12 protein-coding genes are annotated in these 14,483 nt (G+C 52.9%); 2 read left to right on the forward strand and 10 right to left on the reverse strand.

What is annotated here, in order from left to right:
* From AAC076_RS16875 to AAC076_RS16895, 5 genes are all read right to left on the reverse strand, one after another.
* The coding region (locus AAC076_RS16875) for a hypothetical protein (RefSeq protein WP_339847953.1) at positions 1-612 on the reverse strand (612 nt) is incomplete at its 3' end.
* On the reverse strand, positions 605-2,026 hold the full coding sequence (locus tag AAC076_RS16880) for a hypothetical protein (protein WP_339847955.1): 1,422 nt from the start codon (positions 2,024-2,026) through the stop codon (positions 605-607). The genes AAC076_RS16880 and AAC076_RS16875, both read right to left, overlap by 8 nt.
* An 8-nt stretch (positions 2,027-2,034) precedes the next feature.
* Positions 2,035-4,710 (reverse strand): hypothetical protein, encoded by a 2,676-nt coding sequence (locus AAC076_RS16885; RefSeq protein WP_339847957.1) that lies wholly within the window; start codon positions 4,708-4,710, stop codon positions 2,035-2,037.
* A gap of 125 nt (positions 4,711-4,835) precedes the next feature.
* A complete protein-coding gene (locus AAC076_RS16890) occupies positions 4,836-4,985 on the reverse strand; it encodes a hypothetical protein (RefSeq protein ID WP_339847959.1) in 150 nt (49 codons plus the stop codon).
* A complete protein-coding gene (locus tag AAC076_RS16895) occupies positions 4,982-5,800 on the reverse strand; it encodes a hypothetical protein (RefSeq protein ID WP_339847962.1) in 819 nt (272 codons plus the stop codon). The genes AAC076_RS16890 and AAC076_RS16895 overlap by 4 nt, the downstream gene beginning before the upstream one ends.
* A 246-nt stretch (positions 5,801-6,046) precedes the next feature.
* On the opposite strand from AAC076_RS16895, the gene AAC076_RS16900 reads away from it, so the two are divergent.
* Entirely contained in the window at positions 6,047-6,922 is an 876-nt protein-coding gene (locus AAC076_RS16900; protein ID WP_339847964.1) for a WYL domain-containing protein, read from the forward strand.
* Here the strand turns inward: AAC076_RS16900 and AAC076_RS16905 are convergent.
* The 4 genes from AAC076_RS16905 to AAC076_RS16920 form a co-directional block, all read right to left on the reverse strand.
* On the reverse strand, positions 6,916-7,974 hold the full coding sequence (locus AAC076_RS16905) for a CHAT domain-containing protein (RefSeq protein WP_339847966.1): 1,059 nt from the start codon (positions 7,972-7,974) through the stop codon (positions 6,916-6,918). The two genes, AAC076_RS16900 and AAC076_RS16905, sit on opposite strands and share 7 nt — an antisense overlap.
* A gap of 450 nt (positions 7,975-8,424) precedes the next feature.
* Positions 8,425-10,017 (reverse strand): hypothetical protein, encoded by a 1,593-nt coding sequence (locus AAC076_RS16910; protein ID WP_339847969.1) that lies wholly within the window; start codon positions 10,015-10,017, stop codon positions 8,425-8,427.
* Between the two features lie 49 nt (positions 10,018-10,066).
* On the reverse strand, positions 10,067-10,222 hold the full coding sequence (locus AAC076_RS16915; protein ID WP_339847971.1) for a hypothetical protein: 156 nt from the start codon (positions 10,220-10,222) through the stop codon (positions 10,067-10,069).
* A gap of 134 nt (positions 10,223-10,356) precedes the next feature.
* A complete protein-coding gene (locus AAC076_RS16920) occupies positions 10,357-12,507 on the reverse strand; it encodes an NERD domain-containing protein (protein ID WP_339847972.1) in 2,151 nt (716 codons plus the stop codon).
* A gap of 994 nt (positions 12,508-13,501) precedes the next feature.
* On the opposite strand from AAC076_RS16920, the gene AAC076_RS16925 reads away from it, so the two are divergent.
* Positions 13,502-13,810 (forward strand): TlpA disulfide reductase family protein, encoded by a 309-nt coding sequence (locus AAC076_RS16925; protein ID WP_339847973.1) that lies wholly within the window; start codon positions 13,502-13,504, stop codon positions 13,808-13,810.
* 46 nt (positions 13,811-13,856) lie between these two features.
* Here AAC076_RS16925 and cadR read toward each other — a convergent pair whose 3' ends face one another.
* Positions 13,857-14,258 (reverse strand): Cd(II)/Pb(II)-responsive transcriptional regulator, encoded by a 402-nt coding sequence (gene cadR, locus AAC076_RS16930; protein WP_022964291.1) that lies wholly within the window; start codon positions 14,256-14,258, stop codon positions 13,857-13,859.
* Positions 14,259-14,483: the final 225 nt, after the last annotated feature.

Raw genomic sequence — 14,483 nt, forward strand, 5'->3', positions numbered from 1 at the left:
GGATCGGAAGCTCACAGCCGTTTTATAACCGTCCGTGGAAACGGGGTAGAACCCAAGATCATTGAAAAAAGCAGCACCAGATTCCGACAACACTAAATTTCCCTTCCCATTACGGTATGCAATGGCTCGTGTTTCAAGCTTCTTGATGTGCTCCATCAGCACACCGCTTTTCATTCCACACGCCATCAGCACCTCGACCTTATCCTCGCCCCTTCCAATTTCCTCGATATGAGTGTTTGACAGGCCTGCCGAGTCATTCAGCAGCACGTCCATTGTGAAGCCCAGCTCCAATGCCCCCCGAAACAGCACCAGCAGCAGGCCTTGGATGTTGCGTGCCAGGTCATCCTTGGCATCAGTGCCATCGCTGGTGCGGATGAAGGCAAAACCATCACGCATGACCAGCTCATACCCAATCAAATCGTAAAGATTGCGGTAGTGATCGAAACTATTCAGCACTTCCTCGAAGTACGGATTCGACTTCAAGACTCCATCAACCGATGCGGTGCGGTTGATCATCTTCCCGTACATGAGCTGACCATAGAGCTCTACTGACAGCTTTCGATTCATCACTTTGGCCTGCACAACTGGCATAAAAGCTTCGTGCTCAAGCATGTTCAGTCTCCACTTGCAGCTTGTAGTACCTAAGGCTCTCGCAGTCAGTCGCGAGGTTACCGATTTGGTAGTGCGGGATGAGGAAAATTCCTTCTCGCTTGCGCAGCCAGCCCACCGACATTAGGAGATCGGTCAACTCGTACCCTTTAAGGCGGTCTTTCAGGTGTTCATGCATGGCGACGTGAGCGTCGTCGGTAAGCCGTGGTTCCCATTCCTCGACCAGATTACCAATGGCCAACAAGCGAGCATCACGCCGACGCTTGAGTTCTCCTGACTCGTTGGTCTGCCCACTGAGCTGGTGGATCTTCCCGCTACTGATCTTGATGTTGGGCAGTGTTGTGCGCAGATGTTCTGCCAGCGCCAAGCGCTGGTTAGCGTCTGGCCACTCAAGCTTTGCTTCGAACACGCGCATTTTCAGCCCGGAGTATGTGTTCAGACGAGCGAATACAGGGTGTGTGCTTGGCAGAATATTGTCTTTCAGGCTTCCATCATGCAGCTCACGCACGCCCCCGTAGAGACGATTCCAAGCCTGCTCAATCTTGTCATAGGCCCGACGGTGCGCCTCACTCTGCTGGACATAGCGCATTAACGAACCGCTAATGATCGAAATATCATGCCGGTATGAGCGAATCGACTCGACGGAGTAATAGACCGAGCTGGCCAGCTTATCGTGCCCATAGTGAGCAAGTTGGTCGCCGATGCAGGTCAGGGCCGTAAGGGCAGGTTTAGTCCCTTTCAGGTCTGTGTGTTCGCCCAGGAACTGCAAGGCTGGCAGGATGTTGCGCAGGTAGATGCTGTTGATCTCGCCTAAGGCTTCCTGAGCCTTAGCCACCTCATCGATGACGTCATAACGCATCTGATCGACGATCTCACCGAGTCGCTGGAGCCGGCCCTGTAGCGCATCCACGCACTCCTTCATCTTGGCGGTTGCAGCGCGAATCTCCTTACGCAGCACACTAACCTGCTCCTGAAACCCAATGTCTTCGCGGCTCAGAGATGGCAGAGTGATAAAAACCTCATAGAGCCGGTTGAACGAGGCCCGTATCAACTCATAATCGGCGCTGTTCAAATGACGCAGACGCGCACCATCGAAGTGTCGGAACATCTCGATCACGAAGGGGGCGAAAACCATCATTCCACGAGCGCTGTCTACCTGAATGACCAGGCCGATACGCTCAAGGTTTTCAATGCAAAGTGCGCTTTCCAGTTTGCGCCGCTCTGCCGGCACCTCGCGCAAAACCCGCGTGTTCGGCAGCGGTGCTACAGAATCCAACAGGGCGCGTAACTTCTGCTGGTACATGACAATGCGGACCTCCTCACCCTCTCCAACTTTGTCCATGTGATCAATCAGATCAAGGAAAACCCCCTTGTTCTGGATCATGTTGATCAGCGCAACGTCCGTTTTTACGACCATCAGATTCTCTACGCCTCTATTTCGGCAGCAAGAGCCGGCTCAACTGCCTCACGGCACTCCAGCGCGATCAAGGACTCACTGACTCCGGTATAGAGAATCGTCCGGTTCGGGCTGTAGGACTGGTCAGTTGCGTTGAAGTAGTCGAGGTTCATGTAGTTACCTAGCACCTTGCTGATACCAGATGTCAGGCCAGGCGTAGCCCCGAATACACAGAATCCATCCGCGTCAGCAATGTCGCGGGCCGAACGCAGATTCCTGTCGTCGAGGTTGGATAGCTCATCGATAAACAGTGGCAAGCTGACCTTGGTGTCCGCTTGCAGCAACTCTTTGAGCAGGAAGGCCAGCAGACGGCAGTTGATCATCACTGAGGTGCCGGTTGATTGGGCTTCGACAGTGAACTCATCGCTGCCTTGCAGCTTCACACGGTAATCGACGCTAACGATCAGGCGAGCCATGTTCAGGGTGGCATCCCGACGCTGATCAGACTCGACGAACTCAGTGCAGAATTTACCAAGGCGGTCGTAGAGGACTTGTGGTGGTAGCTCGCCTCCGGTCAGATTCACAGAGTCTACGGTCTTCAGCAGCTCGTCGAATTGGGGATGTAGTTTGCATTCGATAGCTACAGCCGTGAGGTTAGAGACCTTGATTGACGACAGGTGATTTTCGATCTCTTTGATAAACGTACTAATCAAGGTGCGCGCGTGCCTGATCGACTGAACCTGGATCATAGTGTCATCGTTATGCTGAACTACTTGGTTGAAATGGTTGCTCTCTTCCATATCGAGACGACCATAGAGAACCCGGTACTTCTCATGCAGATGAGTAAGCGTTTCCAGGCTTATTGCGCTGCGGTGGGCATGCTCGGCATCGTCGTCTAGAGCAACCGCAACTAGCAGATCGGACACCAACAACTTGATCTGGTTGAAGCTACGGCTGATAGCTTGACTGCGGGTTTCGATGGCATCCATCAATTCCTGAGTGACCACTACATCCTGGCGCTCTGCACGTTGGTAGCCAGTATTCAAGAACTCCAGACGCGAATGCAGGATGTCGTTTACCGTGCTGCGCCAGCGGAGCATGGATTGTTCTCGCTCCTTGGCTGCCTCCAATGCAGTCCTAGCCTGCTCAACCAGACGGTTGGCTTCGTCGAGTTGCAGGTTGAGCTCAAGGCAACGAGCCTCAAGAATTGCGAACTGCTCGGTGGCTTCACGGTACTCCCGCCCAAGTCGAACGAACTCCTGCTCAATGAATTCATGACGTTTCAACAGGGCAATGTTGCGTTCATCCCTCTCGATCTGAGCCTGTTTAGCCGCAATGGTGCTTTCGATCTGCTCGACTGACATTTTCGTCTTATTGGCAAGATCACTGGCGCGGCGTTTCTGCTGAATAAGGCGCTTCTGGACAGATGCCAGTTCGTCCTTACGGCTCTGTAGCAGCTTGCCGGCATCGTAATGTTTAACCGGGACTAACGTCGGACTGCTCAGGAACGTGAGCGAGCCTTCCTCCTCCTTAAACAACGCGGCGAAACGTTTAATCGTCTCAATGTTACCTTCGAGCAATGGAGGGCACTCGCCGGTGAAGATCTCCTGGTTCAGCGAGTAGAGCGTGTCCGCTGTAGGGCTTGAGATCTGGTCCAGATCCAGGAGTGACGGTTTCGCACCTTCAATGAGGACTTCAAGATCCTTGACCTTCTGGCTGCCTTTGTTGATTTCACGTGTTAACTGCTCGAACTCACGACGAAACTCGCCGTCGTCCTTAAGAGCCTTGATGTCGGCTAGATCCTCCTCGACCTGCTCAGCCAGTGCGGCAGCTATCTCTTCCGGGGTCATGGACGCGTAGCCATGCATCGCCGTTGAGAGGTCAATTGAATCCTTTTTGATCCGCTCGTAGTTCTTCGTGATCTCGCCGATGGCGCCTTTCAGTTCCTTGCGCTGGGTGTTTTTACTAGCCGCCTGTTCACACTGGTGGTCAGCAGTTTCTTTGACCGCACTGTAGTTCGCAAAGCATTGCATGCGGGCGTCGAAGTAAGCCGTGCCCTGCTGGTTGATGCCCTGCTCAACGTCACACAACAGATTCATCAGATCCGAGCTTTGGGCGTGAAGATCGGTGAAGTTCTGAGTAAAACGATCCCAGTAAGGCTGTCCGTTGCGAATCACCTGGAGTCGGTTTTTTACCGCGCTGAGGGTTTCATAGCGCGATAGAATTTCGATGAGGTTGACGTTCAGTTCGGCCTCAGTACGATCCTTTCTGCCCTCAATGATCGTGGCGATCGTGTCAGGCAGAGTACGTTTGTCTTTAGCTGCAATGTCGAATGCCAGGTGAATAAGGCGTTTCCAAGCATCAATCTCACGAGATTGGCTGCCACCGCTCTTGAGCGGCAGCAGACAAAAGCGACCAGCATCGGGGCGTGTAGGCTGGTGCCTGTAGATTCGCTCCTTGATATTCGCCACATCCTTGATCACTACAGCGCCCAGCCTTTTCAGGGTCGGCTCAATCTGTGAAGTCGACAAGCCTTCAATCGGTGCTCCCATGCCTCCGTTGAGGCTAGATTCATGATTCCAGAAGAGGTGCTCGATTTCCGAATATGGCACTGGTACAGCAGTACGCTCATAGCTGTATTGCTTGGTGCCCATATTCAGGATGATGCAGAACGGCCCATGCGGATTCTCCGCTTCAAGAACCATGAAGGAGTTCCGCTCTGGAAAATAGAAGCCAAAAGTCGCATCTCGGCCGTAGTGGCCTTTTGTGCTCTTGAATCCGAACTTTCGCTCACAATCGTGGAGATTTTCTTCGGGTAAAAGGAAGAACTTCAATGCATTGAGGTCTTGCCCTTATTGTTATCGCCGAGCAAGGCCGTGTGTTGGTCGATACGTGCCTTCGTATAACAGTAAGCCCCACTATTGATAAGCACGATCTGCTTCATCTTGAAGGCTTCGTGGAACATAGATTCGATGCTCATGGGCGCTCCTCAAATACTGCTGTCACCAAATAGGTTTCTTGCTCTAGCACCCTGCTGCTGTCACGCATAAAACGGATCAATTGATCTGTCACAGGTGATAGACCTTGGTACTTAATGACCTCCTGGCGCTGTTGATCGGTCAACGCGTACTTGGACTGAGCCAAACGCTCCTCAACGTCAGGCGGGGCAAGGAAAACGGGGGGCTTTTCATGCAGCAACGCTGTCAAAGAAGCGAACATCCGTAGGCCTCCCATGTCCACATCGAACAGGCAATACAGCTCATCGAACTGACTCAGCACATTGGCATTCAGCTTGTTAGTCACCTGATTGCCCGAACCGGATATCAGCTCAATATCACTGGCTGTAACATCCAGAATCCCAGCAATGAAAGGCAGCGTTTCATCGATTCGAAGGAAATTCTCCAGGTTTTCAACAATAACCCCCACCCTGCCCAGTACCCTCGGTAACACCCATGCGCCAGCTTCAGTTACCGCCACAGTCGGATGCCGGTGTTGAGCAGAGCGAAATATCAGTAACGACTCGGATACACCAACACGATGGCTATTGCCGTCTATAGCTGCTCCGACTCGACCTCCAACATCAGATGGCCTGAACCTCATCAAAAGCTCATCGAAGGCTGCAGAAAGAAGCACTTCGACGTGATAGCTATTTTTTTTAAGCTTCTTGGCCAAAAAAATGCGACTGATGTCTTCTCGCGCAACGCCTGCAGCCACAAGCTTTGCGATCAGCGCATCAAAGTTGATGGGCTGCTGTGATTGAACTTTAGCCAGATAGCTATAGATGACAGACGACAAAATCGACTTCCTTGTGAAAATTGTTAGCCCTCAGGCATTTCAATAAATGAATCACCCAATCAGACCCCTCGCGGGGGCTCCCTCGAAGAGAGCAATTCAACTGAATGAAAAACCTATGGATCAAGTGCGCCAATGGAGAACCGCGCAGATATCTCATTGAGCACAGCGCTCACGATACGTAAACTTAAACGACTCATCTAGAGTGTTTACCTGTACAGGTAAAGTTTTCGAGCAGGTGGAGAGCCTATGAAACGAAAACAGTCGATTGAATCCATCCGCTGGGATTTGGCCCTGCGCTACCGCCTGATCGAAACAGTAGCATGGTGGGAAGGCCGCTTAACCACGGGCCATCTGATGCAGAGCTTCGGTATCAGCCGCCAACAGGCGTCGAAAGACATCAATACCTATATCAACGACCACGCGCCTAAAAACCTGGAATATAACAAGCATTTGAAGGGATATGTGCCGAGTAAGCAGTTCAGCCCGCTGTTTATAGACGACAGCGCCAGCGCTTATCTACACTTGGTCAGCCAAAGCCACGACCGCGCCGCGCATGTGGAGGGGTTGGCTCTAGCCTACGCCCACACCGAAGTGCTGCAAGTGCCGGATCGCTCGGTGCGCCCTGAAGTGCTGCGCCCGCTATTGAAGGCATGCAGGGACGGGCTACGTCTGGAGTGTGAGTATGTGTCGTTCAATACGCCGCAGGTGGAGACTCGGCTGATAGCACCGCACACGCTGATCTATACCGGCATGCGCTGGCACCTACGCGCCTACTGCGAGAAAAACCGTGATTACCGGGATTTTGTACTGAGCCGCTTTCGCGGCGTACCCGAGCTGATGGATGACGAAACCGAATACACGCGCGAGCTAGACCCTGGCTGGAGCACTAAGGTACAAGTCATTATCGAACCTGACTCACGCCTGAAACCCGAGCAAAAATCCATCATCGAAACCGACTACGCCATGCAGGATGGTCGCCTAGTGATCGAGACCCGAGGTGCGCTGGTGCAGTATGTGCTGCAGCGTTATCAGATCGATACGACCAAGGTGCATACCAAGGCCACAGCGCAGCAGATTGTAGTGGTGAACTTGGATGAGCTGCAGGAGTGGCTTTATCACTGAGCCCTGGGCTTAACCAATATGAGGTCGCTTTCGTCTAAACCATCACGAAGGTACAGCTCCGGGGTGGATTCTTCTAAAATACCTTCCAGCATCAACGCAGTCTTAGCTTGCTTGAAAGCAGCCGGAATTGAGCAGCCAAAGCCAATAGCCGAATAAAACTGCGCTGAAAATACGCGGGCAGCTTCGTCGCCAATTGACTGATTCATGCCAATTGCCGCATCCACATATTGCGTACATGCGGCCGCCTGGTTGAACGAGTGGCACGTATTAAAGAAAACCAACCGAACCGAGTCGTAAAGTTCAAAGGTGGCGACAATGCTCGCCATCGAAACCAGCTTAGCGTCACCGTTTCGGTCTTGAAGAACGAGCTCATCCTGATCGCTGCCATGCCCACTAAAATGCACAATCGTGGGCTTAAGCTCGTTCATGTATTGCAGAATTTCTGCAGGACGCAGCGCCCATCTCGACTCAAGCTTTACCGCGTCACGATGATCCGATAGTCGAATTTTTTGGTGAATCTCACGGACTTCTTCATCCAGCAATAGCCTGCGGTCAGAGGCTGTCGCAGGATCAGTAGCAAAAAAGGCAACCTTAATTTCCTCAGGCAGCGCAGCCAACTTATCAATGCGGGCAGCAGTTTCCCTATGCAGAGAGTCATGCGTTTTCAGGCTGGACTCCACCTCTCGGAATTGCCGTTTTTGCGACTCCTGCATTTTTTGCTGCTCCGTATTTCTTTTCTTCAGCACCTTCGCTTCTTCGCTCTCCACACGCAGCTCAGCTGTTGCCAGTTTTTTCTGCTCTGCGGCAATCTTCTTCTCCAGCTTGGCAACTTCAACCAAATGCTTCGCCTGCAAATCAGCATATCGGGTGGCTTCTTTAAGCTTGGAGGTAGCTGTAGATAACTGTTTGGTTTTGTTGGCGGCGGATCCAGCAGCAAGCGATTTTTTCCCCGCATCAGCCGCCTTCTGCGACTCCCTGGCCTTCAAACTCGATAGCTTTGCTAGAGCGTCACGAACGCTGGCAACTTGACGACGATACATATCAACACTCATAGGTGCCCCCTACAGTTTTCAAAAACGCCGCAGCAGTCAAACGAGCAGAATAGATGGCGTAAAATCAGTCCCCCTGGCCACCATAGGCAACGCGAGCCAAACACAGCATCAGGATCAGGATCAAAGCAGCTATCAGCACAAGATGTTCAGTCACAGAGCTAAGCAAGATCATGGAGGACCTCCTCGGGTTGCGATGACCCAACCATAGGCTTCATTGCCCGGGAAGGCGATACGTAAACTTTTGGCACGTAAACATTTAGAGCATACGCAGACATGCGCCGACGGATGCGCATTGCTGGATCTAAAAACTGACGACCACCAGTCATCTACAATTTCTGATGAGTAAAGCCCTGATCCTTGGCGCACTCCACGCCAGCAATGTCACTGAAAGGCGCTTTCCAGTGCACCTAACACCCAGGACTAAGGGGCCAACAAGCGCCCCCCCCATCGCTACATTTGGTGGTCGTACCGAGCAATCTTCAGCATGTAGTAGACGTAGTCCAGTTTCTCTTCGGTCGGCTCATCATCACGCAGCCAGCGCACCTTAATGTTCAGGTACTGCGCCCATTCAATGCCCTTTTTGAAGCCACGGCGGTCACCATTTTTTGCCGCTACTTCAACATACTGATTCACCAGTTTGTATTGGTTCTTGCCTGCCCGGTACTTGGCATTTTCAAAGGCCGCCTGGAAGTGCGGCATGGCAGCCTCGAATTCTTCTTTGCGGTAGTGGTAGACCCCGCGTAACCAGGGCGCCATCCAGCACAATTGCTCATCCAGGCCGTAAGCAGCTACCTGAGCGGCATACGCGTCAATCTGGCCCACCTGGGTTGCCGGGTCATTCTTGAGCTCAAAACCCTGATACAGCAGCTCGACAAAGCCGTGGGGCGGAAGAAATGCTGACTGCCGCTGAATGCGATCTAAAAGGGAGCACACGGCAAAAAGGCCGTACTTACTCTTGAGCGCAGCGAGCACATCGTCCCGTAATGGCACTCCCGGACGAGCCTCCTTGAGCCGCTGCACGGTGTCGGCGACAGCGGCCAACTTGTCGCCAAAGAATGCCCAGTAGTCGCAGCAGGCGTTAAACCATACAACCTGGGCCGACTCAGGAGATTTCTGTCGCGGCATCACCGGTGCAAGCTCGGCTTTGAACTCGTTGACGTCATCGGCGATCCACAAGGCGTAATCGCGAAATTGCTGGCAGATATCGGCGAGGTACTGATGATCGTAGGCGTCAGTAATTTCTCTCGCGAGGTAGCTCGACACCCGCGCCACCATCAATGCCACGAAGATGCTTGCTTGAAGCTCTTTGGGTATATCTCGTCCACTTTGAGTCAGCGCGGCAAAGGATTCTTCGAAATTTTTAAACAGCCCAGGAAGCGCAGGGATCCTTGGGCCACGCGTCCATTTGACGGCATTGTCGAGGTTCTGCTGAAGCGTATTGTCGTCGCTTCGCGCATTCTTGCCTGGGTAGTGAAAATGCGTCTGCGAGAGATTGCAGCGCACGTAGGCCCACCGCATGACCTTTTCCAAAGGCATTATTAAACGGTCATCTTCAGCGACTGTCGGCAGGTACCAAAATGTTTCGTCAGGCATTTCGAGCGCTAGGTCTGCAATCCTGTATTTAAGCAGGCTCTTGTTCAGCGACACGACCAGCAAAGGGACTGCCCTGATCGAGATGAAGTACCGAAGGGTTTCCGCTTTGCTGAGGTAGGTGCCCTCCTCGCGAACCAGGCGGCTGTATGCCTCCAGCAGATCATCGAGCGGATCGCCTATGGCATTTATGATCTGAGTGCTGGGCAAATACGCTGTCAGGATACTGCTGAGCGTTTGAATCACCTGCCCGAAGTTCGACAGCAGCTCGCCTTCTTCCTCGGCAAGCCTCGCCAGCTGTTTTTGAATGGTCTTTTTCTGTTTCTCATAAATACCATCACGGCTGACTTCCTTGCTTGTACGGCGGGAGCCCTTGCGGGGAAGCACGCCGAATGCACTGTAGGCCAGCTTGACCAGCTCGCCCTGGGTAGCAAAGCAAGTATCTTTACTCATCAGAAATCCTTGATACCCCCCGGCCAGTGATGACCGGGGGGACGCACTCCTAGCGCTGGTTGGGGTTGAGCTGCTTACCGCGATTGCCATGAACGTGGGCATTGGTCGGATTAGTTCCCGACGTGCCGCGATTATTGTTCAGTGCATCTGATCGCTGGTTGTGCTGCTGGCGCTGATGGTTGGTGACGCTGGGTTGCTTAGACATGATTGTCTCCTGCTGTGTGGTAAGGAAATCGCATCTTAGCCACCCGGATCAACGCTGTACCCAGGCTTTTTGGAGACGAACTTTTTAGATGCTCTGCCGGACCACAGGGATGCCAAGTCATTACCCCCAGAGCCCTAACAGATGCCGCACCACAGCTCATCCGACTCGATCACGGCGACAAATCGACCAGCAGTAAACCCGTTAGGAAACAACGAACCCCGGCTCTCATCATCAAGCCGATCTATGGGCCTGAGCAGCTGCTTCTCATCACGTAGAACGACTTCCAGTGCCTCGCGCGATACAACCTTGAATCCATCGACGGAGTGCCCATCGAGCTCAATGGAGGTATCGACGATCCAGGAATGCATATCCGCCTCAGGCTCCTGGCCGTGATAGCCCAGCCTGGAGCGCAACTCTTGATCAGCCTTCAGAGCACTAAGCATCGCTACCTGCTTGCGCCTTAACTGCCAGGCAGCTTTGCGCAAGGTGTTGGTGCGATGCAACCAGACCTCATGCTTGGTCGAGCGGATATAGCCTGACTTGACCTCAAAGAGCAGTAGCACCCCATCCTGATGGCAGATCAGATCCACCTCGCCGGCATCGTCTTCTTCGGTCGCCAGTGGCCGATAGCCCACCTCAACAGTAAAGCCGCGCTGCCGGAGACTCTCGGCCAGTGAGCGTTCCACGCGCTGGGTTTCAATCTGCATATCGGCCCGACGGGCGTTTACCCGCCGAAGGTTATTGATGGCCGCCGTCAGGTTGTTCTGCTGTGCGCCAACCCAAGGGAACTGAAAACTGTAGCGTCCGATTTTGTAATAGGGCTGTTCGTACAAACGTGGCGCGGGCATCCCTGGCTGCAGTTTCAGTTGTTGGGATAGCGTCTTAAAGTCGCTGGTCCAGAACTTAAGGATTGCCTTGGCCGACCCGGCGCTGCCTTTCGGGTGTTCATCACAGATAGTCCAGCCAGTAATCCTGCGGATCTTTTCAGGCTCTTCGGACCAGGTCATCGGGAACCGGTTCTCACCGGAAAGCATGCCATCCATGGCTAGACGCCCCAGCGCCAGAGTAAGCACACCCGATTCGCGCAAGTGACCCTGGAATGGCTCGACAAACTCTTTCTGAAAGAACACCGAGTTCAGCTCGCTAGCGAGCAGCAAGTGTTGAAGCTGAACCTGGGAGCCATCACTGAGCGAGACTCGGTCACCCAAGCCGTAGATTTGCTGCAGCTGCAGCTTGCTGCGAACCGCCTTGATAAAGGCCAACTGGTTCAGCTCATGATTCTCAGGTGAGCCGATGATTTGTTCAGCCATGCCTGAGTCAATAAATGCTTGCACGGCACGGTTCATCCAGTAGTGCCAAAGCAGATCGCTCTTACGCCCGGTGCGTTGCCACCGCTCTGTTCCAGTCTCCGACTGGTTGTAGATGACCGACTCGCCCGGTTTTAGCTGGTAACGGCATTCCGGATCGAAGCAGAACCAATCGATGGAGTCTTCGTAGTCGATCCGCTCTTGGGTGGCCCCAATAAGAATGGCTAGAGATTCGAGATTTTGACGACACTTCACCCCGTCAGAATTGCTGGATCCGGGAAAGATAATCGGTGACAGGTGCCGTTTCAGCGATTGTCCGAGCCGTGATTCGCTCAGACGGAAATCCTCTTCCGAGCAAGCACGGAGCTTGTTCAAGATAATACGGTTGTAGACCTTCCACTGCTGACCGGAGCGATCAGCGGGCACATCTTCCGCAAAGGCCTCATAGGCCAGAACACTGAGGTAGGAAAACAGCTCCAGCAGCGATAAATGCTTGAGTTGTTTCTCAGCTATAGCTATCAGCTCATCAAAGGGCTTGAGCTGATCCAGCAACCGATCACAGACACCGAAGAATACTTGCCAGTCCTCCCCTGTGAGCGCCACACGCAGCGCAAGCCAGAGCGGCGAATGGATACGCTCAAACAGCTTCGAGTACCTAATCGCCCATCTGAGGCATTCCGGATTATGGCTGGCAAGGTGCAACAGAAGCTCGATGCTGGCTGCGTTATCGAAATGCAGCACCCGGCTGAGGGCCAGGCTGGCGAGTTCGGACCCAGCTAGCGCATTTACATCAAGCCAAAACGATGCTGTTGCAAGGCCTTGCGCACGCTCAAGTGCTGACTGGTTCTTACCCGCCGGGCGCTGGTCTAGGAAATGATGCAGGCTCTCATCAAGAGCACGGCCCTTGCTGAGTGCTGGCTGATTCCGTTCGTATACCGACTGGTAATGCCGTCGGCAGCGCTCTCCCTTTTCTGTCATCCCACAGTGCTCTCGTCAGCATTAGATTCGTGTGTAATTACCCGAGCATTAGCTATCAGGTGGCTAAGACTCCACAGGCATGGTGCCAGAATGCGGTAAATAATCTCTACCTTCTCTGATGGTGAATCCTCGCTGACGCACCCCGTAAGACTTAGTCGCAACCCTGCACAGATAGCTTGCCCTGAAGGACAAATTTGGCAGCTCATCAGCCTTGCCGCTTCAAGCCTCATGGTTGTATCGGTACTCCGCACTATTCGGAATATGCACACACCGTCTCATCTGATCGACCATTAGTCCCAAAGCACCAGCCCAAGACTCTTCCATACAGGTGACCATATTCACCCGTTATGAACCCAGCGCCCCATCGTGAAATACGCTTCCCGCTTCAGGAGAATCAACAGTAACTGGGTAGTACCCGTTGAATACTAATCACCCAGTAATTGATCACAGACTTTAGGCTCCTTTGAACCTGTCAATGCTTCCGGCTTTCCCAGCCCGGCGCTTTTCCCATGTCTTATGTCTTATCAATACGCAATGTTTAGTCAAAAATTTATTTTAGAACATGAGGTTACCCTTCTATATTTTGATGCCCTCTTTTGGAATGGCATTGACAACTGTCAATAGGCATTCAGCATCGGCGAGAATCAATCAGTTCGGCCAAGCTACTGACCATTTGAAGCAATGCAGTGCCATTACAAGTCCGCTTTCTAGCCAGGTTGCCAGCTGCATGGGATAAACGGGTACCCGGATTTTTTGGTTGATTGGTTCGTAACACAAGGCCGCAACCAACCCCTCACTACAGCGGATTATCTGGTTGATGTCAGGTCTATATGGAGGAGCAACCTCACTGGCCTAATGATTACTCCTTGGGTAGGGAAATAGCATAGAGCTAACTAACTAATAGGACGGCGAGCCCCTGACACTGGCTGATTTTCAGGGCAGGGCGATTTTGCTCAATATCTGAGCGACCTGGTGCCTGCCCTGGCGTGAGGAAATGCCGACGCTGGACTCACTTCAGGCTAAACTGGGCGGCGAGCAATTTGAAGTGGTCGCGCTGTCTGTTGACCACGCAGGCATCAGCGTTGTCGAAAAATTCTACCTGGAAACAGGCATCCAGCACCTTCGCAAGTATATTGATCCGTCCACACTGGCGACCTCAACACTGGGCATAGAAGGTGTTCCTACAACGCTGCTGATTGACCATGACGGTCGTGAAATTGGCCGCCTGGTTGGTACTGCGGAATGGGACAGTCCAGCCATGGTGGACTTGATGACCCGGGCCATTGCCGGGGTTCCGGACTGACTGGGTTCACGCAAGGGAAAAAGCGGGTGGTTAATGCTTCAGGCTACTACTGCACGCTCCCTTCGCTGAGTCCTTCGAGAACCCCACAGGCCTCAATTTCCCGATCATCGTTACAACTCGCTCGCAGCGACACGAGTTGTTTCTCCAATACCTGCAGATCGGTTATCTGAGACCGTACATGAGCGATGTGATCATCAAGTAAGGCGTTGATGGCCCTGCAAGGCTGATGGGGCGCGCCCTGATAGTGCTGTAATTCTTGAATTTCAGCCAGTGACAAGTTGAGGATCCTGCAGCGACGGATGAAAGCCAGTCGCTCACCATGCTTCTCGGTATAGACACGGTAACCGTTTTCCTGCCGATCTGGCGGTGGCAACAAGCCCTCCCGTTCGTAGAATCGGACAGTCTGAGTATCGACCCCTACTGACCGTGCCAACTGTCCAATGCGCATCATGCTTCTCCTCAACGTATTCTCTACCCTGTTGACCTTATAGCTACTATATGGTTTTGAATGGTAACACCATATTGTTCAAGTGGAGCCGTGTCATGAGTAAATCTTGTGATGGCCCATGTGGCTGCGGACTGAATTGAGCGGAGCAAAAAAAGGCATGAGCCACAGGGTTGATCTTGATTTCGGAGGCGAGAGCATTGGGTGATAAGTGCGCGCTACTCTTCG

It is taken from the genome of uncultured Halopseudomonas sp. (genome assembly GCF_963977355.1).
In the GTDB taxonomy this organism is placed as follows: Bacteria; Pseudomonadota; Gammaproteobacteria; order Pseudomonadales; family Pseudomonadaceae; genus Halopseudomonas.